At 66.6% G+C, this 19,538-nt stretch carries 18 protein-coding genes; 14 read left to right on the top strand and 4 right to left on the bottom strand.

From position 1 onward, the window contains the following. Nucleotides 1-11: 11 nt before the first annotated feature. On the top strand, nucleotides 12-1,109 hold the full coding sequence (gene nagZ / locus H9K76_RS17420) for a beta-N-acetylhexosaminidase (RefSeq protein WP_187596583.1): 1,098 nt from the start codon (nucleotides 12-14) through the stop codon (nucleotides 1,107-1,109). A gap of 15 nt (nucleotides 1,110-1,124) precedes the next feature. Here nagZ and H9K76_RS17415 read toward each other — a convergent pair whose 3' ends face one another. Further along, on the bottom strand, nucleotides 1,125-2,060 hold the full coding sequence (locus H9K76_RS17415) for a LysR substrate-binding domain-containing protein (protein WP_187596582.1): 936 nt from the start codon (nucleotides 2,058-2,060) through the stop codon (nucleotides 1,125-1,127). 71 nt (nucleotides 2,061-2,131) lie between these two features. Here H9K76_RS17415 and H9K76_RS17410 point away from each other — a divergent pair, with 71 nt between their 5' ends. From H9K76_RS17410 to H9K76_RS17395, 5 genes are all read left to right on the top strand, one after another. After that, the gene (locus tag H9K76_RS17410; protein ID WP_187596581.1) at nucleotides 2,132-2,413 is read left to right on the top strand and encodes a hypothetical protein; all 282 of its coding nucleotides are present in this window, start codon (nucleotides 2,132-2,134) and stop codon (nucleotides 2,411-2,413) included. Next, nucleotides 2,385-3,656 carry an MFS transporter gene (locus H9K76_RS17405; protein ID WP_246475105.1) on the top strand — a complete coding sequence of 424 codons (1,272 nt, stop codon included), beginning with the start codon at nucleotides 2,385-2,387 and terminating at the stop codon, nucleotides 3,654-3,656. Before H9K76_RS17410 ends, H9K76_RS17405 begins: the two co-directional genes overlap by 29 nt. Further along, nucleotides 3,653-3,778: a hypothetical protein gene (locus tag H9K76_RS23600; protein WP_281394105.1), complete on the top strand. Its 126-nt coding sequence runs from the start codon at nucleotides 3,653-3,655 to the stop codon at nucleotides 3,776-3,778. The genes H9K76_RS17405 and H9K76_RS23600 overlap by 4 nt, the downstream gene beginning before the upstream one ends. A 102-nt stretch (nucleotides 3,779-3,880) precedes the next feature. After that, nucleotides 3,881-5,644 (top strand): ABC transporter ATP-binding protein/permease, encoded by a 1,764-nt coding sequence (locus H9K76_RS17400; RefSeq protein WP_246475104.1) that lies wholly within the window; start codon nucleotides 3,881-3,883, stop codon nucleotides 5,642-5,644. Between the two features lie 70 nt (nucleotides 5,645-5,714). Then, a complete protein-coding gene (locus H9K76_RS17395; protein WP_187596579.1) occupies nucleotides 5,715-6,773 on the top strand; it encodes a 6-phosphofructokinase in 1,059 nt (352 codons plus the stop codon). 26 nt (nucleotides 6,774-6,799) lie between these two features. On the opposite strand, the gene H9K76_RS17390 is transcribed toward H9K76_RS17395, so the two are convergent. The 3 genes from H9K76_RS17390 to lysS all read right to left on the bottom strand — a co-directional run bounded on the left by H9K76_RS17390 (nucleotide 6,800) and on the right by lysS (nucleotide 10,460). Continuing rightward, nucleotides 6,800-7,441: a mechanosensitive ion channel family protein gene (locus H9K76_RS17390; RefSeq protein ID WP_187600703.1), complete on the bottom strand. Its 642-nt coding sequence runs from the start codon at nucleotides 7,439-7,441 to the stop codon at nucleotides 6,800-6,802. A 330-nt stretch (nucleotides 7,442-7,771) separates the two neighbouring features. Further along, on the bottom strand, nucleotides 7,772-8,809 hold the full coding sequence (locus H9K76_RS17385; protein WP_187596578.1) for a GGDEF domain-containing protein: 1,038 nt from the start codon (nucleotides 8,807-8,809) through the stop codon (nucleotides 7,772-7,774). A 112-nt stretch (nucleotides 8,810-8,921) separates the two neighbouring features. Then, nucleotides 8,922-10,460 carry a lysine--tRNA ligase gene (gene lysS / locus H9K76_RS17380; protein WP_187596577.1) on the bottom strand — a complete coding sequence of 513 codons (1,539 nt, stop codon included), beginning with the start codon at nucleotides 10,458-10,460 and terminating at the stop codon, nucleotides 8,922-8,924. A 185-nt stretch (nucleotides 10,461-10,645) separates the two neighbouring features. Here lysS and H9K76_RS17375 point away from each other — a divergent pair, with 185 nt between their 5' ends. From H9K76_RS17375 to H9K76_RS17340, 8 genes are all read left to right on the top strand, one after another. Then, nucleotides 10,646-12,022, top strand: a complete 1,377-nt coding sequence (locus tag H9K76_RS17375; RefSeq protein ID WP_187596576.1) for a UDP-glucose dehydrogenase family protein — start codon at nucleotides 10,646-10,648, stop codon at nucleotides 12,020-12,022. A 48-nt stretch (nucleotides 12,023-12,070) separates the two neighbouring features. After that, nucleotides 12,071-13,309 carry a hypothetical protein gene (locus H9K76_RS17370; RefSeq protein ID WP_187596575.1) on the top strand — a complete coding sequence of 413 codons (1,239 nt, stop codon included), beginning with the start codon at nucleotides 12,071-12,073 and terminating at the stop codon, nucleotides 13,307-13,309. A 62-nt stretch (nucleotides 13,310-13,371) separates the two neighbouring features. Then, nucleotides 13,372-14,034 (top strand): class I SAM-dependent methyltransferase, encoded by a 663-nt coding sequence (locus H9K76_RS17365; RefSeq protein WP_187596574.1) that lies wholly within the window; start codon nucleotides 13,372-13,374, stop codon nucleotides 14,032-14,034. A 41-nt stretch (nucleotides 14,035-14,075) separates the two neighbouring features. Beyond that, nucleotides 14,076-15,110, top strand: a complete 1,035-nt coding sequence (locus H9K76_RS17360) for a glycosyltransferase family 2 protein (RefSeq protein WP_187600702.1) — start codon at nucleotides 14,076-14,078, stop codon at nucleotides 15,108-15,110. Then, a complete protein-coding gene (locus tag H9K76_RS17355) occupies nucleotides 15,107-15,850 on the top strand; it encodes a class I SAM-dependent methyltransferase (protein ID WP_187596573.1) in 744 nt (247 codons plus the stop codon). Before H9K76_RS17360 ends, H9K76_RS17355 begins: the two co-directional genes overlap by 4 nt. Before the next feature lie 4 nt (nucleotides 15,851-15,854). Then, entirely contained in the window at nucleotides 15,855-17,063 is a 1,209-nt protein-coding gene (locus H9K76_RS17350) for a DegT/DnrJ/EryC1/StrS family aminotransferase (RefSeq protein WP_187596572.1), read from the top strand. Then, the gene (locus H9K76_RS17345; RefSeq protein WP_187596571.1) at nucleotides 17,060-17,665 is read left to right on the top strand and encodes a sugar transferase; all 606 of its coding nucleotides are present in this window, start codon (nucleotides 17,060-17,062) and stop codon (nucleotides 17,663-17,665) included. Before H9K76_RS17350 ends, H9K76_RS17345 begins: the two co-directional genes overlap by 4 nt. A gap of 2 nt (nucleotides 17,666-17,667) precedes the next feature. After that, entirely contained in the window at nucleotides 17,668-19,506 is a 1,839-nt protein-coding gene (locus H9K76_RS17340; RefSeq protein WP_187596570.1) for a polysaccharide biosynthesis protein, read from the top strand. Nucleotides 19,507-19,538: the final 32 nt, after the last annotated feature.

Raw genomic sequence — 19,538 nt, 5'->3', positions numbered from 1 at the left:
AAGACGACGACATGAGCCCCTCGATTCACGCACCGCTGATCATCGACATCGCCGGCAAGCAGCTCACCGACGCAGACCGCCGGCGCCTTGCGCACCCGCTGGTCGGCGGCATGATTCTGTTCACGCGCAACTGGGACAACCGCGAGCAGTTGCTTGAACTGTGCGCCGACATCAAGGCCGTGCGAGCCGACCTGCTGATCTGCGTGGACCACGAGGGTGGGCGCGTGCAGCGGTTCAGGACGGATGGCTTCACGCACATTCCCGCGATGCGCGCATTCGGCGAGCTGTGGATGGACGATGGCAAGGGCAGCAGGCACCGCGAAGGCTCGGGTGCCATGCGTGCCATGGATGCGGCCACCGCCGCGGGCTATGTGCTCGGCAGCGAGCTGCGCTCGTGCGGCGTGGATTTCAGCTTCACGCCCGTGCTGGATCTCGACTGGGGTGAGAGCGGCGTGATCGGCGACCGCTCGTTCGGCCGGGACCCGCGCGTGGTTGCCACGTTGGCTCGCAGCCTCATGCAAGGCCTGCTGCAAGCGGGCATGGCCAATTGCGGCAAGCATTTCCCCGGCCATGGCTTCGTGAAGGCCGATTCGCATACCGACATTCCCGTTGACAAGCGTGGGCTCAAGGCCATTCTGGCGGACGATGCGGCTCCCTACCCGTGGCTCTCCACCGTGCTCACCTCCGTCATGCCCGCGCATGTGATCTATCCGAAGGTCGATCAGCGTCCCGCGGGCTTCTCGCAGAAATGGCTGCAGGACATCCTGCGCGGCCAGTTGCGCTTCGACGGCGCAATCTTCAGCGACGACCTCAGCATGGAGGGCGCGCGCCGCCTCAACGGCAGCGTCATCGGTTACGCGGAGGCCGCGTGTGCCGCGCTCAACGCCGGCTGCGACCTGGTGCTGCTGTGCAACCAGAGCCTAGAGGGCGGAGAGATCGTCGATTCATTCCTCGCGGACATGGACAGGGCGCTGGCCGCCGGCAAGTGGCAGGCGGACGAGAACGGCGAGGCCCGCCGCATCGCGCTGCTGCCCGAAACGCTGCCGCAGCCGTGGGACGAACTGATGGTGCAGCCTGCCTACATGCACGCGCTCGATCTGCTGCCCTGAGTTGCTTTTCCCGGCTTACCCGCGCTCGCATAGCCGGGCTTCCTCCAGGATCCATTGCGTGAATTGCGCGATCGCGGCCTCGCGGGGATCGTCGTTGCGCGCGGCAACCTCGCCGAATCGCAGCAGCCAGTAGCTGTAGGGGCAGAGGCGGGTGTCCGCCTCGCTCACGGTCACCAGCCGGCCGTCGGCCAGCATGGGGGCGATGAGTTCCAGGCGGCCGATGGCAATGCCCTGGCCCGCCATGGCCGCCTGCACCACCTGGTCGTACTGGTTGTAGCGCAGCATGCGCCTGGCGGTGGATTCGCCGAAGCCGCGTGCTGCGAACCAGCCGTGCCAATGCAGCCAGGGGCGATGGGGGAGATCCAGTTCGAGCAGCACTTCCCCTGCAAGCTTCTCAGGCGTGTCCAGCCGCTCTCCCTGGCGCGATGGATGGGCCACGAGCACCAGGGTCTCGCCGAACAGGCGCACGGCGCCGGGAGGCGCATCGCGTTCGGCGCAGTAGCGGATCGCCAGGTCGATGCCGGGTGCATTCGGCGCGTGCAGGCGGTTGTCCGCGGCCACGCGCACGTCCACCTCGGGGCAGCGCTGCTGGAAGCCCAGCAGGCGTGGAAGAATCCACAGCGCGGTGATGCCGATGCTCGCCGTGATCGTGAGGGTGGAGCGCTGGCGCTGCCCGGCGATGAAGTCGAGGGTGTCCTGCATCTGCCGCAGGGCGCTGTCGGCGCTCTGGAACAGGTGCTCGCCGGCAGCGGTGAACTGGATGCTGCGGTGTCCCCGCACCAGCAGCACCGTGTCCAGCGCATCCTCCAGGCTGCGTATCTGCTTGCTCACCGCCGATTGCGTGAGGAACAGGTCCTGTGCTGCCTGGGTGATGCTCATGCGCCGGCCCACCGCCACGAAGCCGCGCAGCAATTCCAGCGAGGGCAGTTGTTTCAGGAGTTTTTCTGACATTCCTGTGCTTCATGTGAGCGAGGCGAAATCATCGTTTGAATGCTATTCCTGCAAGGCATGTAATGGCAAGCATGAATACGCGTGCTGAACTCTCTGTGGCAGGGGACACTCCCGAGCCCGTTCACATTCCTCCAAGTGATGGCTATGTGCTCTCGCGGCTGCTGTGGCAGCCATTGCCCGGCTCGTGCCCGCCTCCCTTGGTGGTGAGCAATCCCGCCACATCCGTCGTCTGGCCGCAGACCGGGGAGCTGAACGCAGGCATGGCCCGTGCGGCTCCGTTCCGCATTGCCCCACAGAGGAACCCACAGACACAGGAGAGCTTCCATGCTTCGGAACAATCGTTCAGCCGCTGACAACGATGCCTGGGTGCTGCGCCACCGCTGGTGGCTGGTCACGGCCGGAGGGCTGGTGATGGGCTGTGCCCTGGGCATCCGCCATATCCAGGGGCTGCTGATGCAGCCGGTGATCCTCGACCAGGGATGGAGCCGCGAGGCCTTCGCCTGGGCCGTGGCGCTGCAGAACCTGATCTGGGGGCTGGCGCAGCCCTTCACCGGAATGATTGCCGATCGCTACGGCGCGGCGCGGGTGCTGTTCGCCAGCGCGCTGGTCTACGCTTCGGGCCTGGCGGTGATGGCCGCCTCCCGGAGTGTCGCGATGCTGACGCTGGGCGATGGCGTGCTCATCGGCGTGGCGCTGTCGGGCACCGCGTTCGCCGTGGTGTATGGCTCGCTCAGTCGCCTGTTTCCGCCATCGCACCGCGCATGGGCCCTGGGCGTGGCGGGTGCGCTGGGCGGTTTGGGGCAATTCCTCATGGTGCCGCTCACCCAGTCGCTTCTTGGCCAGTGGCACTGGCAACCTGTGGTGTGGGTCTTGGCCGGCGTGATGCTGGCGGTGGCTCCGCTCGGCCTGCTGCTGCGTGACAAACCCCGGCTCCAGGTGCAGGGCGATGCACCGGCCCCCGAGCAGTCGCTCGCGGCGGCGTTGCGTGAAGCGTTCTCGCACCAGGGCTTCTGGCTGCTCAATGCTGGTTTCCTGGCCTGTGGCTTCCAACTGGCATTCATTGCGGCCCACATGCCGGCCTACCTGCTGGACCTGGGCCTCGGCGCACGCGAGGCCGGCATGTGCCTGGCCATCGTCGCGCTGGCCAATGTGGCTGGCACGTATGTCTGCAGCTGGCTGGGCGGCAGGATGCGCCGCAAGCATGCACTGGCGTGGCTCTACCTGGTGCGCTCGGCTGCGATGGCGGCGTTCGTCCTCACGCCGGTGTCCGTGGCAAGCGCCTACCTTTTCTCGCTGGTGATGGGACTGCTGTGGCTGGGCACAGTGCCTCTCACCAACGGGCTGATCACCCAGGTGTTCGGCGTGCGCTACGTGAGCACGCTGTTCGGTTTCGTGTTCTTCGGCCACCAGGTGGGCGGATTCCTCGGGGCATGGCTGGGCGGAGTGGTGTATGACGCCACGCATTCATATCTCTGGCTTTGGTATGCCTCCATTGCGCTGGGGGTGCTGGCGGCGTTGCTGCATTGGCCGATCAATGACAGGGCGGTGGAGCGCACACAGGATCCTGGCGAAGGGCTTGCGGGAGCACGCGCATGAAAGGGCTGCGTCGGGGGCTGGCCCTGTGCGCGGGGATGGCCGTGCTCCAGTGGGCTCTTGCGCAATGGCTGGCACCGGAATCGCTGATGCGGCTGTTCTCGGGCTTTTCATTCTGCGGTTGAACACGCTCTTAAGCCAGCCTTCAGACTCCTCGGCTAAATTGGGCGCTTCGCGGGTCTCCCTGTTCCGAGGGGGCTCGCGGTGTCATACCGATGAGAGGCCGTATGAGTCTGAACCAGAAGCTGCGCCATGCCGCGCAAGTCATGCACCAGGCGGTGGCGCTGGCGCGCCCGTATTTCGTGTCGGAGGAAAGGGGCAGGGCCTGGGGGCTGCTCGCGGCCATCGTGGCGCTCAATCTGGGCGTGGTGTTCATGCTGGTGCAGCTCAACGAGTGGAACCGCGTGTTCTACGATGCACTGCAGAACAAGCAGGCCGACGTATTCTGGGCGCAGCTCGCCAAGTTCAGCGGACTGGCGGCGGCCTACATTGCCATCGCGGTCTACAAGTTCTACCTCACGCAGTTGCTGCAACTGAACTGGCGGCGCTGGCTCACGCGGCAGATGCTCTCGCGCTGGCTTGCGGCCAAGGCGTTCTACCAGCTGGAGCTGGGACGCTCGGGTGGCCGGGAGGTGCCGGACAACCCTGATCAGCGGATCCAGGAGGACCTGAATCTCTTCACCACCTACACGGTCTCGCTGGCCATGGGGCTGCTCAATGCGATGGTCACCTTCGTGAGCTTCGTGGGCATCCTGTGGGGGCTCAGCGGCGTCATGGAGCTGCATGCTCCGCAGGCCCTCGGCGGCGGCACGTGGGAGGTCGCCGGCTTCATGGTGTGGATGGCGGTGCTCTACTGTCTCGTGGGAACGGCCATCACCTTCTGGGTGGGCGCACCGCAGGTGCTGCTCAACAATCGCCAGCAACAATTCGAGGCCAATTTCCGCCACTACATGATCCGCGTGCGGGAGCACTCCGAGGCGATTGCGCTCGACAGCGGCGAGCGCGTCGAGGGCGAGCGCCTGTCGATGCGGTTCTCTGACGTGCTGGGCAACTATCTGGCGTTGATCCGCAAGCAGAAGAACCTGATCTGGTTCACCACTTTCTTCGGGCAGGCCGCGGTGGTGTTTCCCTTCATCATCGCCGCGCCGCGCTTCTTCAGCGGCGCGATCCAGCTGGGCCAGCTCATGCAGATCAGCTCGGCGTTCGGCCAGGTCTCGGACTCGCTGAGCTGGGTCGTCACCAACTACCAGGATATCGCCGCATGGCGCGCCACCACGCAGCGTCTCGCGGGCTTTGATGCCAGCCTGCGCGAGCACGAGGCCCATGGGCATGAGGGCGCACAGTGGGTGGCGGGCCAGCGCCTGCAGGCGGTGGATCTGGATGTCAGCCTGCCGCGCGGGCAGGCCATCCTCGAGCACGCCTCGCTTCTCGTCGAGCCCGGTCAGCGCGTGCTGGTCAGCGGCGCATCGGGCAGCGGCAAATCCACCCTGATGCGCGTATTTGCGGGGATCTGGCCCTACGCACGGGGCCGCGTCGAACGGCCCCAGGACGCCATGTTCATTCCCCAGCGACCCTATTTCCCCGATGGCCGCCTGCGCGATGCGCTCGCCTACCCCGAGCCGGCCTCGCGCTACGACGATGCAGCGCTTGAGCGCGCGCTGGCCGATGCCCAATTGCCCGGGATGATCGCGCGGCTCGATGAGCAGGCGGTATGGAACGCCGTGCTATCGGGGGGCGAGCAGCAGCGCCTGGCCGTGGCGCGGGTACTGCTCAGGCAGCCGGCATGGGTATTTGCCGACGAGGCGACGAGTGCCATGGACAACGAGACCGAAACCGCCATCTACCGCCGCCTGGTGGACCTGGTGATGCGGCGCGGCGGTGCGCTGGTGTCGATCGCCCATCGTGACAGCGTGCTGGCCTTCCACAATCGCCGCTGGCGCGTGGATGTCGCGCGGCATCGCGTGGAGCCGGACGATCTTCCTGCGGCATGAGGGGCATTCGCGCGTGGGATGATGGCGCCATGCATGGCATCCGGCTGTGCATGGACAGGAGATTGAGCAAATGCGTGTGGGAGTCTTGACGGGCGGCGGCGACTGCCCTGGCCTGAATGCGGTGATCCGCGCGGTGACCAAGTCGCTGATCCAGCACGGGCGCTGCGAAGTGCTCGGCATCGAGGACGGATTCGAGGGGCTGATGGGCGGCACGCCGCGCGTGCGTACGCTCGGCTGGCGCGATGTGTCGGGCATTCTGCATAGAGGCGGCACGATCCTGGGAACCAGCAACAGCGGCAATCCGCTGCGGGACGAGGACACGGTGCAGCAGGTGGCAGGCCATGTGCGTGCGCTGGGCCTGGACACACTGGTGGTGATCGGCGGCGACGGCACGATGTCGCTCGCGCATGGCCTGCAGCAGCGCATCGGTTTGCCCTGCATCGGCGTGCCCAAGACCATCGACAACGACATCGCCCACTGCGAGCGCAGTTTTGGCTTCGACACGGCCGTGGCCACGGCTACCGACGGCCTGCGACGCATTGAAAGCACGGCTTACAGCCATCATCGCGTGATGATCGTCGAGACGATGGGAAGGCATGCGGGTTGGCTGGCGCTCGAATCGGGCATCGCGGCAGGTGCGGATGTCATCCTGCTGCCCGAGATCGATTTCGACCTGAGCGTTGTGGTGCAGCGCTGCAAGGAGCGCGAGCAACGCCAGCGCTACACCATCATCTGCATCGGCGAGGGGGCGAAGGAGCGGGGCGCGGACCTGACGGTGCGAGAACGCATTGCGCACAGCCCCGAACCCATGCGCCTGGGCGGCGTGGCGAATGTGCTGCGCGAGCGCCTGCAGCCGCACCTGGACAGCGAGGTACGGGCCACGGTGCTGGGCCATCTGCAGCGCGGGGGCGATCCCACGCCATTCGACCGCGTGCTGGCCACCCGTTTCGGGCATCGCGCGGCGCAGCTGGTGATCGAGGGCGCGTCGGGCCGCATGGTGACACTGCAGCATGGCGAGATCGGCAGCGTGGCGATGTCCGATGTGGCCCATGTCCAGCGCACGGTGCCCCTGGACCACGATCTGATCGTCACGGCGCGGGACATCGGGATCTGCTTCGGCGACCGGTGAGGCCAACGGCCGCGGGCGCGTCGGATTCAGGGGAACGTGGCAGGCTTGGGGGCGGCAGGGGTTTCGGCCGTCACTGCCGGCGGGCTGTGCGTCTTGCTGGCGGGCAGGGGTTTGCCCTCGGGCCAGCGGCGCACCACGCGCTGGAAGATCAGCGCGTTGGGAATCTGCAGCAGCGTACCCGGCGTGGGGGCCGTCGAATCTTCGAGCGTCGTGTAGAGCAGGTTGATGTCCACAACCTTGCCGACGGCACCCAGCTTTTCGGCCGTGTCGAGCACCTCGATGTGGTCACCCACACGGAACGGACCGACGGTGAAGATCAGGAAGGCGCAGAACAGGTTGGAGAGCACGCTCCAGGCAGCGAAGAAGGCCACGGCACCCACGGTGGCGAAGCCCGTGAAGGCGGTCCACAGCACGGAGGCGGATACGCCGAGCCGCTCCAGTACCATGAGCATGGCCCCCAGGACGATGAGCCAGCGCACCACCACGGTCACCGGCATGGTCAGCTCATGCGGGAACTGGTAGTGATCGCCCGCGCGGCGCAGCAGCCGCTTGAACATCCGGTTCAGCAGCATGGCGACGATGATGATCAGCACGATCTGGAACCCGGGAATGAGCAGGTCCAGCCAATCTTGAATCCAGACGGGGAGGTGGGATTTCCAGCGAAGCATGGTGTCGAGCGAGCGTTGGCAGGTGGGGCAGGAGGAAATGGTCAAGGATCAGGGCTTGCGTGCGGGGCATGGAATGTCCATGCGCCACGCCCGCGGAACAAAAATAGAAGTGACGAACAGGAACCGAAAAAGGGCGAACGGGCGAGACTGCGTGTAGGCCATTGCCATGCAGGGCGCGCCACACCGCTGGAGCGGCCGGCGCGCGAGACGCGGTGGAGGCATTGGAAGACAGCGCAGGAGGGTTGCGAAGGAGTGCAGCGGCGGCAACCGCGCGGATGCCGCTGCGGCAACCCCGGTCAGGTCCAACTATAAGCGCTGGAGCGTGTTGCGTCAGCGTTTGCGCTGCTCGATGGTATCCATCTGCATCTCGAAGCTGAAGAAGCGGTTGCGGCCCTGGGCCTTGGCCGCATACAGCGCCTCGTCCGCGCGCATCACCATGGTGACGGCACTGGTGGTGTCGTCGGGCACGCAGGTGGTGATGCCGCCCGAGAGCGTGAGCACGGGGCCGATCGGTGAATCAGGGTGCTCGATTCCGCGGGCACGCAGCAGGCCGCCAAGGGCACGCGCAAACGTCATCGCTCCCGCACGCGGGGTGTTGGGAAGGATGAGGGCGAACTCCTCGCCGCCGTAGCGCGAGGCCACGTCGCGCGGGCGCACGCAGACTTCGCGCAGCACGCGGCCCACCTCGCGCAGGCAGGCATCGCCCTCGACGTGGCCGGCGGCATCGTTGAGGCGCTTGAAGTGATCGAGGTCGCACAGCATCAGCGTGAGCGGCGCATGCTCGCGCCGCGCGGCCAGGATCTCGGTGTGCAGGATGCGGTCGAAGCCGCGCCGGTTGACCAGCCCCGTGAGCGGGTCCATCTCCACCATTTCATTGAGGCGCTGGTTGGCGACATGCAGTTCGTCGGACAACATCACCAGCCGGCGCCGCATGGCATGCAGGCGGCGCATGGCGCGCAGCTTGGCCGCGAGGACGATGGGTTTGACGGGCTTGACGAGATAGTCGTCGCCGCCGGCCTCGATGCCGCGCCAGACATCGAGATCGCCGTCGAGACCCGAGAGGAAGATGATGGGGGTCCAGCCGCCGGGTTCGAGCTCGCGCATGCGCTGGGCAACCCAGTAGCCGTCGTGCGCACCGGGAAGGCGGATGTCCAGCAGCACCATGTCCGGTCGCCGCAGCTTGAAGAGGCGCAGGGCCGGATCGGCGTCGGAGGCTTCCAGCACCTCGGCCACGCCGGCGCGGCGCAGCTCATTGGCCAGCGCCGCGCGAACGGACGCAAGATCCTCGACCAACAGCACCGTGAAGGGGTGTTCGTCAGAGGAGTCCTGTCCTGTCTCCAGCGGGAGGTCGTTGAGTGGTCGGCTCATGGGTGCTCATGAAAATCACGATGTCACCCTGATAGCTTATCTAAAAAAACTATCAAGATTGTGAACAATCAGGAGTTTCTGAGCCCAGTGTACCGCCGTCCGTTGCCGTTTGTTACTGCTCGCGACGCAGTGCCGGGAACAGGATGATGTCGCGAATGCTCGGGCTGTCGGTGAGCAGCATCATCAGGCGGTCGATACCGATGCCGCAGCCACCGGTGGGTGGCATGCCATATTCGAGGGCACGCACGAAGTCGTGGTCGAAATACATGGCCTCGTCGTCGCCGCTGTCCTTGGCGTCCACCTGCGCATTGAAGCGCGCGGCCTGGTCTTCGGCGTCGTTGAGCTCCGAGAAGCCGTTGCCGAATTCGCGGCCGGTGATGTAGAGCTCGAAGCGCTCGGTCACTTCGGGACGGTCATCGTTGGCGCGCGCCAGCGGCGAGATCTCGGTCGGGTGCTCCATGATGAAGGTCGGCTGCCAGAGCTTTTCCTCCACCACTTCCTCGAAGTACAGCACCTGCAGGCCTGCAAGCGTGCGGGAAGACAGCTTGTCCTTCTCCTCGTTCATGCCGAGCTTCTTGAGCGCGTTGATCAGCCACTCGCGGTTCGTGACGTTCTCGCCTGCCTCGGTGAACTTGACGATGGCTTCGGGGATCGTCAGGCGCTCGAAGGGCTTGGAGAGATCCACTTCCTTGCCGCCATATTCGAACACCAGCGAGCCGCGCGCGTTCTGTGCTGCGTCGCGCACGATGGCTTCGGTGTAGTCCATGATGTCGCGGTAGTTCCAGTACGCCGCGTAGAACTCCATCATCGTGAATTCGGGGTTGTGGCGAACGGAGATGCCTTCGTTGCGGAAGTTGCGGTTGATCTCGAACACGCGCTCGAAGCCGCCGACGATCAGGCGCTTCAGGTAGAGCTCGGGCGCGATGCGCAGGTACATCTCCTGGTCGAGCGCATTGTGGTGCGTGACGAAGGGCTTGGCGTTTGCGCCGCCGGGAATCGGGTGCAGCATGGGCGTCTCGACCTCGAGGAAGCCGTTGCTCACCATGAAGCTGCGGATGCCGGCCACGGCCTTGCTGCGCGCGATGAAGCGCTTGCGGGCATCCTCGTCGGTCATCAGGTCGACGTAACGCTGGCGGTACTTCACCTCCTGGTCGGCCACGCCGTGGAACTTGTCGGGCATGGGGCGCAGGCTCTTGGTGAGCATGCGGATCTTCGTGACCTTGACCGACAGTTCGCCCGCCTTGGTCTTCATGAGCGTGCCCTCGGCGCCGATGATGTCGCCCAGGTCCCACTTCTTGAAGTCGGCATAGGCCTCTTCGCCGACCGCGTCACGCGTCACGTAGAGCTGGATACGGCCGGTCGCGTCCTGCACCGTGGCAAAGCTGGCCTTGCCCATCACGCGCTTGAGCATCATGCGGCCGCCGATGCTGACGGGCACGTTCTGCGCCTCGAGCGCCTCGGCATCGGCCTCGCCGTGCGCGACGGCCAGGTCGGCTGCGTGGTTGGCCGGCTTGAAATCATTGGGGAACGCCACGCCTTTGCCCGCAGCCTGCGCTTCGCGCAGCGCCTTGAGTTTTTCGCGGCGCTCTGCGACGAGCTTGTTCTCGTCAACGGGGACTGCTGGAGGGGTCGTTGGCTGTTCGGATGACATATGGAGTGTGTTGTTGCCCAAAGGGGTGACAATAGCGGCGGTTACAGGCGGCGATATGCGGCGATATGCGTCGGCCGGGGCTCCGTTGCCTGGGGCCGTTCGCTGGAAAACCCTCAATTTTAATCCTTGTACGCAAAACAGGCTGGCAAGGGCTTTCGCCCCTCCATTGTTGCGGTCAGTAGTCTATGAAAATCACCATTGTTGGCGCGGGCTATGTGGGGCTGGTGTCCGCGGCCTGTTTTGCCGAATTGGGCAACCACGTCGTCTGCGTGGATCGCGATGCCGGACGCGTGGAGCGCCTCAGGAAGGCGGAGGTGCCGATCTTCGAGCCGGGGCTTGGGGAACTGATCACCAAGAACCTCGCGGCGGGGCGCATCACCTTCACCACCGACATGAAGGCCGGCGTGCGCCACGCCGACATCCTGTTCATCGCGGTCGGCACGCCGCCTGCCGGTGATTCGAGCGCCGACATCAGCCAGGTGCTCGCGGTGGCCGGTGAAATCGGCGAGCACCTGTCGCGCTTTCTGGTGATCGTCGATAAATCGACGGTGCCCGTGGGGACGGCCGACAGGGTGCGGGAAACCGTGCTGAACGCCCTCAGGCAACGTGGGAGCAAGTCCGGCGCCGCACGCAGGCTGCCCGATTTCGCCGTGGTCTCCAACCCCGAGTTCCTGAAGGAGGGCGCGGCCGTGGAGGACTTCATGCGTCCGGACCGCGTGGTCATCGGCGTCTCCGATGACCCGTCCGGTCGCAAGGCCGAGGCCCTGATGCGCCAGGCCTATGCGCCTTTCAACCGCAACCGCGAGCGCCTGATCGTCATGGACGTGAAGAGCGCCGAACTCACCAAGTACGCGGCCAATGCGCTGCTGGCCACCAAGATCAGCTTCATGAACGACATGGCCAATCTGGCCGATGCGCTGGGCGCGGACATCGAGAAGGTGCGCCAGGGCATCGGCTCGGATCGCCGCATCGGCTATGACTTCATCTATGCGGGGCTCGGCTACGGCGGCTCGTGCTTCCCCAAGGACGTCGCGGCCATCTGCCACACGGCGCGCGAGAGCGGCGAACGCCTGCGCGTGGTCGAGGCGGTGCGCTCTGTGAACGCATCGCAGAAGCAGCGTTTCGTGGAGCGCATTGCGGAGCATTTCGGCGGATCGCTCGAAGGCCGCGAGATCGCGCTCTGGGGACTCACGTTCAAGCCCGCGACCGATGACGTGCGCGAAGCACCCAGCCGCTACATCGTGCGTCGGCTGATCGCACTGGGAGCCAGCATCCGGGCCCACGACCCGCAGGTGCAGTCGATCGAGCAACTGATGCCGGGCGAGAGCGTTGCCCGGCTGGGCCAGCGGATCCGTTTCGTGTCCGATCCCATGCAGGCCGTGCGCGGCGCGGACGCCCTGGTGATCGCCACCGAGTGGAAGGTCTATCGCAGCCCGGACTTCGCGGCGCTGCGCAAGTCACTGAAGAAGCCGGTGATCTTCGACGGACGCAATCTGTTCGATCCCGCGGACATGAAGCGGCTCGGTTTCCACTATCAGGGCGTGGGCCGCCGCGCGGCCTGAGCGGCAGGCGACGGACGACACGGCATGCCCGGGCGCAGGACTCATTCGTTGAACGCAGCCGCGCCGGCGCGTGGCTGGCTGCCGGGGCTCGGCAGTGCCGCACTGTGGACCCTGGCTCAGCATGGCGCGTTCTTCGCCTGCGCATGGGGGGTGTCCCGGTGGGGTGGGGCCGAGCGCTTTGGTGCCTTTGGGCAGGGCCTCGCGTTCGTCACCATGCTGGCCGCCGCCATCACCTTCCGCCTCGAGTATGCGGGGCAGCTCGAGCGCCGACCGCGCCGGGCGCACGCGCTGTTCGGTTTGGCGGAGCGCGGTGCGCTGGCGTGCTCCGCCGTGCTGCTTGTGCTGCTGGCGCTGGTGCAGCCACTGCACGCGGTGCCCGCATGGCTGTGGGCGAGCGGCTGTGCCGTGCTGCCCCAGGCAGGCATGCTGATCCTCGCATCGCGCGAGGCCCGCGCGGGCGCAACCATACGGGCCGCCGCACTGCGCGGTGCGCCGGCCATCGTGATGGTGGCGATTCTCCTGGCCGCATGGGGCCTGGGGCGGGATGAACTCATCGAGTGGTCCATTCCGTTGGCCGCATGGCTGTGCTGGATTCCCGCGCGCGCGCGGTTCTGGTGGTTCTGTTCCCGCCATGCCGGTGCGTCCCCGCGCTGCCCGCCCGCCCGGCTGGTTGCGGCGCGGCATTGGCCGTTCGTGCGCGCCGAGCTTCCGGGTTTCATGCTCAACGCAAGCGCCAATCACGGTCAGGTGCTGCTGATCGGCCTGCTCGGTGGCGACGTTGCGGCGGGTACGGCCGCGCTTGCGCTGCGCGTGGCCATGCTGCCCACGAGCGTGTTCGGGCTGGCGATGGCCGACCGCCTGCGCGCGCGTGCCGTGGCCATCGGGCGAACGCCTGCGCTGCTGCCGGCGATGAGGCTGGCGCTGCGGCGCATGACGGGCCTGTCGATCGTCACGCATGCGATCACGGCCCTGGGCGTGGTTCTGTTCCTGCAGCACATTTTTCCGGCGCAGGGCCGGGAGCTCGTGACCGTGGTGCTGCTCCTGCTGCCGCTCGGCGCCATCCGTTTCGTCGCCAGTCCGCTGGCCTTTGTTCTGCCATGGCGGGGGTGGCTGGGCTGGAGCATCGCGGGCCAATGCCTGCTGTTTGCCTGCGCGCTGCTGTCCGTGCTGGCCGGATTTCCAGCCGCGGGGCTGGGCGGAGTTGCAACCGCCTATGCCGTCAGCGCATCGTTTGTTTATTTGGGTTACGTTTGCGTGACGCTGCGGGCCGTTCGGCACGATACTTGAGGCTTTGCGCCGCCCACTTCATTCCAGCATGGCGCGGCGACTCGATCAACATCATCCGATTTATGACCAGACAAGGCAAAGTAGGCTCGCAGCGCGAAGCAGGGCTTGCGCGCTCCTACTACACCGATGAAAGCAACTTCTCGCCGGAGCATCTGTTCTCGATGTCGTACCAGATCAGGCAACTGCACGGCTTCCGGCCGCAGAGGGTGCTGGAGATCGGCATCGGCAACGGCTTTGTCTCCACCTTCCTGCGGCAGGCTGGTGTGGAGGTGGTGACGGCCGACATCAACCCCGCACTGCGCCCCGACGTCTGTGCGCCGCTGCACGAGTTGCCGAAGCACCTGGCGGGCGAGCGCTTCGATGTGGTGTCGTGCTGCGAGGTGCTGGAGCACATGCCCTTCGACGAATTCGGCCGCAACCTCGACGTCATCCGCAGCCTTGCACCCGAGGCGTTCATCTCGCTGCCAGGACACTTCCCGTGGGCCGGCTTCATGGGGCGCCTGGGCATCCACAACCGCTTCGTGAACGTATCACTGGGCATCCGCATTCCCTGTCGCCGCAGGCTGACCGACGGGCACTACTGGGAGATCGCCTCCGAGTGGCAGACCCGCCGCAGCGCCCTGGTGGCGCACATGCGCCAGCGCTTCGCCCGCGTGGACAGCGGCGTGTTCCCCATGAACCGCTATCACTTCTATTTCCGCTGTTCCGACAAGGAGGCGCGGTGAGCCATCCTGGAGGTCCCTTTGCTGATGCGCCCTGGCCGAGCCTGGGCGCGGAGCAGGCCACGCCGCGGTTGCTGTCGGTGATTGCGCCGTGCCGCAACGAGGCGGGCTACATCGTCGATTTCTGCCGCAACGTGGCGGAGATGCTGCTGCCCGAGGGGTGGTCGCTCGAGGTGCTGATCGCCGACGGCCAGAGCGATGACGGCACGCGCGAACTGCTGCGCCAGTGGTGCATTTCGGACGTGCGCTTCCGCTGGGTGGAGAACCCGCGGCGCATCGTCTCCACCGGGCTCAACCGCTGCATCGAGGCATCGCGCGGCGAGGTCATCGTGCGACTCGACATCCACAGCCAGTATGCCGACGACTACCTGCTGCAGTGCGTGCAGGTGTTGCAGGCCACGGGGGCCGACAACGTGGGCGGAGCCTGGCGTGCGGAGGGCGCAAGCCGCATGCAGAAGGCCGTTGCCAGCGCGTTCCAGTCGCCCTGGGTGGCCGGAGGCGCGCGTTCGCGCGACATCGGTTTTGACGGCGAGGTGGACACGGTCTACCTCGGCTGCTGGCCGCGCGCCACGTTCGCGAAGGTGGGAGGGTTCGACGAGGACCTCGTGCGCAACCAGGATGATGAGCACAACCTGCGCATCCGCCGTGCGGGCGGCCGCATCTGGCAGAGCCCCGCCATCCGCTCCACGTACTATCCGCGCGGCAAGCTCTCGCAGGTGTTCCGGCAGTATTCGCAGTATGGCTACTGGAAGCCCTTCGTGATCCGCAAGCATGGCCAGCCGGCGGCGCTGCGGCATCTGGTTCCCGCGGGGTTCGTGATCGCGCTTCTTGCCTCGGCGCTGGCCGCCGTGCTTGGCGCCGGCTGGCCGCTGGTGCTGCTGCTCGATGCGTACATCGTGCTGCTGGCGGTGGCGCTGATCGGCATGCGCGAGCAGGCCAACTCGGTGGGCAAGGCGCTGCGCATCGTGGCGGTGATCGGGGCCTACCACATCGGCTATGGCTGGGGCTCGATCTGCGGGTGGCGCGACATCCTGCTGGGCCGCGGTCCGCAGGCGAAGTGGGGAGCGCTGACACGATGAGTGGCGAACCCGGTCCCGGCGGCAAGGCGGCGCGCGAGGCGCTCGAGATGCGCGGCCGCTACGCGCGGCGCGACGCCCAGGGCGATGCGCGGCGCTACAGCCTGGACGACCCCTATGCATTCGCCGCCTGGCGTGAGCGCCTGCAGGAGGTCCGGCGCATGCTGCAGTCCTCGGGCTTCATCGAGAGCATCGGCATGCGCGACGTGCTGGAGATCGGCTGCGGCAGCGGCCGCAACCTGCAGGACCTGCTGGACCTCGGCGCCGATGCCCGGCGCGTGCAGGGCATCGAGCTGTTGCCCGAGCGCGCAGCCGCCGCGCGTGGTGCGCTGCCAGAGGCCTGCCGCATCTGGAGCGAGGACGCGCTGTCGCCGCAGATGTCGCAGCGCATTGCCTTCGGCTCGCAGGATCTGGTGGTGCTGTTCACCGTGTTCTCGTCGATTCTGTCGGACGACGTGCAGCAGCAGCTCGCGCAACGGGCATGGCAGTGGCTCAAGCCAGGCGGAGCCGTGCTCTGGCACGACTTCGTCTATGACAATCCGCGCAATGCCGACGTACGCGGCGTGCGCATCAAGCGCGTGCGTGCGCTGTTTCCCGACGCCTCCATGCAGGTGCGCCGCATCACGCTCGCACCGCCGCTTGGACGCGCGGCATGCCGGATCAGCCCGGCGCTCTATCCCGTGCTGGGCAGCATTCCCCTGCTGCGCACGCATGTCCTGTGCCTGCTGCGCAAGAATTCCTGAAGCCATGACCGAACCCTCATCCTCCTCCTCATCATCCCGGCTTCCGCCCACGCCACCAGCCCTGCCTACCTTGCCTTTCGCGCTGCCCGACATTGGCGAAGCGGAGATTGCGGAGGTGGTCGACACGCTGCGCTCGGGCTGGCTCACCACCGGCCCCAAGGCGAGGCGTTTCGAGCAAGAGTTCGCCGAATTCCTGGGCGATGCGGGCCTGCAGTGCATCGCGGTGAATTCGGCGACGGCAGGGCTGCACCTGGCGCTGGAGGCGGCAGGCATCGGCCCGGGCGATGAAGTCATCACCGCCACGCACACCTTCACGGCGAGTGCCGAGGTGATCCGCTATCTCGGGGCCGATCCGGTGATCGTCGATATCGAGCAGCACAGCTGGTGCATCGACCCGCGCGAGGTGGAGAAGCACATCACCTCGCGCACGCGGGCCATCATCCCGGTGCATTTCGGCGGCCGCAGTGCGGACATGTCGGCCATCCTCGCCATCGCGAAACGCCACGGCATCAAGGTGATCGAAGACGCGGCGCATGCGCTGCCGTGCACGCATCGCGGTGCGATGATCGGCACGCTCGCGAGCGATGCCGCCGTGTTCAGCTTCTATGCCAACAAGACCATGACCACGGGCGAGGGCGGCATGCTGGTGACGCGCGACGAGGCGCTGGCCCGCCGCGCGAAGGTGATGCGCCTGCACGGCATCGACCGCGACGCCTTTGCCCGCTTCAACTCGGCGACTCCGGCGTGGCGCTATGACATCGTCGCACCGGGCTTCAAGTACAACATGACCGATATCGCCGCCGCGATCGGACTGGTGCAACTGACACGTGCGCACGAGATGCGCGAGCGACGTGCAGCCATCGCGGCGCAGTATGACGACTTGCTGGCCGACACGGGCATCGCGCTGCCGCCGCACGCCGAGGCGGGCGATGTGCATGCCTGGCATCTCTATCCCGTCGCACTGCCCGCAGGCCTTCATCGGGACCGCTTCATCGATGCGATGTTCGCCCAGGGCATCGGCATGAGCGTGCACTACATACCGCTGCACCAGCAGAGCTACTGGAAGGAGTCGTGCCGCCTGCATGCCGACGACTTTCCCGTGAGCGAAACGCTTTACCGCAGCACCGCATCGCTGCCGATCTACACGCGCATGACGGACGGCGACGTGCGGCGCGTGGCGGAGGCGGTTCGCAGGGCGATGGAGCCGCAGTGAGTCTCAAGCGCGTCGTCGACGTGGCCGGCGCGGCCGCGGGGCTGCTGTTTCTCTCGCCCGTCCTGCTGGCCTGTGCGATCGCCGTGAAGCGCAGCTCGCCGGGCCCCGTGTTCTATCGCCAGGTGCGCGTGGGGCTGCACGGGCGCGAATTCCGCATCCACAAGTTCCGTTCCATGCGCCTGCATGACGGCAAGGGTCCACAGGTCACGGCGGCTGGCGACGACCGCCTCACGGCTGCTGGCCGCGTGCTGCGCCGCTACAAGCTGGACGAATTGCCGCAGCTCATCGACGTGCTTGCGGGTAACATGAGCCTCGTCGGCCCCCGTCCCGAGGTGCCGCGCTACATGGCGCAGTATCCTGACGACGTGCGTGCGCTGATTCTTTCCGTGCGTCCCGGCATCACCGACAACGCGGCCATTGCCTTCCGGGACGAGGAGCGCATGCTGGCCGAGGCGGTGGATGTGGAGCGCACCTACGTGCAGGACATCATGCCGATCAAGGCCCGCTACTACCTCGACTACGTGAGGCGGAACAGCGTGGCGGGCGACCTGGTGATTCTGGCGCGTACCTTCAGGGCCATCGTGGCCCATCGAGATCGATAGAAATGACAGTGAACGGATTGCATTGGAGCCGCGGCATCCTGGTTTTCGCACTCGCGGACGTGCTGATGATTGCGCTCGCGTGGATGGTCGCGTTCTGGTTGCGCTTCAATTTCGAGATGCCCGACGAGTACCGCGCCATGGCGCTCGACACGCTGCCGTGGGCCGTAGGCTGCATGATGATCGGCCTGTCGCTCGCTCGCGTGCAGCGCCAGGCGTGGCGCTACGTGAGCCTGGCCGATGTGCGCCAGCTGGCCTGGGGCGTGCTGCTGGGCGTACTGGCCACGGTGGCCTGCGTGATGGTGCTGCGCTATCCCGGCTTCGCGCGTTCGGTGTTTCCCATCTTCGGGCTGCTGGTGCTGGCGATGCTGGCCGGCGCGCGCGCGACGTGGCGGTCGCTGGCGGAGAAGCGGCATGCGCGCAGCGATTCCGGACAGACGGCGCTGCTCATCGTCGGCACCCTCGAGGAGGCCGACCAGGCCATGCGCACCATCAAGGGGACGCAGGGATGGCATGTGGTGGGCATCGTCTCGCCACAGGGGCAGGACGTGAGCCAGAGCTTGCAGAACGTGAAGGTGGTCGGCACGACGCTGGAGCTCGGGCGCATCGCGCGGGATCTCAACGTGCGGTCGGTATTGCTCGCCAGCCCCCCGGGCTCGCAGCTGCGCCGCGAGGTGCTGCTCCGCTGGTCGGGATCGGAACTCAACCTGCTGTCCATGCCCACCGCGGAGCATTGGCTCAACGTGCCGGCCACCGACCTCAGGCGCGTGGAGCTGGAGGACCTGCTCGGGCGCTCGCCCGTGGTGCTTGATGCGGGCGACCTCGCGGAATGGCTGTCCGGCCAGACGGTGATGATCACCGGTGCCGGAGGCTCGATCGGGGCGGAGCTGTGCCGCCAGGTGGCGCGTTTCGGCGTGTCGCACCTGGTCTGCGCGGATGTGTCCGAGGCGGCCATCTACACGCTGGAGCAGGAACTGCACATGGCGCACCCCGAGATGCAGGGGCACTATTTCACGGCCAATGTGCGCGAGCACGAGCGCATTCTCGCCATCGCCAACCAGTTCAAGCCGGTGGTGATTTTTCACGCCGCGGCCTACAAGCATGTGCCGCTGATGGAGGAGAGCAACGAGATCGAGGCGCTGCGCACCAACGTGCTGGGAACACTCAATGTCGCACGCGTGGCGGGCGAGTGCGGTGCACGGCGCTTCGTGCTGGTGTCCACCGACAAGGCGGTGAATCCCACGAGCATCATGGGCGCCAGCAAGCGGCTGGCCGAGCGCGTGGTGCAGACCATGGCCGCGCAGTATCCCTCCACGGAATACGTCGCCGTGCGCTTCGGCAACGTGCTGGGGTCGAGCGGCTCGGTCGTGCCGTTGTTCACCTCCCAGATTGCGCGCGGCGGCCCGGTCACGGTCACGCATCCGGAGATCGTGCGTTACTTCATGACCATCCCCGAAGCCGCGCAACTGGTGGTGCAGGCCGGGCGCCTCGGGCAGTCGGGCCAGATCTATGTGCTCGACATGGGCGAGCCCGTGAAGATCGTGGAGCTGGCGCGCCTGCTGATCCGCCTGTCGGGCCGCACCGAGACGGAGGTGCCGATCGTCTTCACAGGCCTGCGCCCCGGCGAGAAGCTGTTTGAGGAATGGCTGGCGAATGATGAGACCACCTCGGCCACCAGCCATCCCCAATTGCGTGTGGTGCGCCAGGAGGCCCACACCGTTGCGACGCTCGATGCGAGGTCGTTGCAGGAATGGATCGTGCGGCTTGGCGCAGCGCCCGTGCCCGCCGTGCTGCGCGACGGCCTGCACGGCTACGTGCCCGAGTATCGCCCGCGCGGCGTGTGATCAGGAGCGCGGCGGCATATCGCTTGTCGCGT

The sequence above is a fragment of the Diaphorobacter ruginosibacter genome (assembly GCF_014395975.1).
Classification (GTDB): Bacteria; Pseudomonadota; Gammaproteobacteria; order Burkholderiales; family Burkholderiaceae_C; genus Diaphorobacter_A; species Diaphorobacter_A ruginosibacter.
Note: the sequence above shows the minus strand (reverse complement) of the source record. Positions and strands in the feature narration are given on the sequence as shown.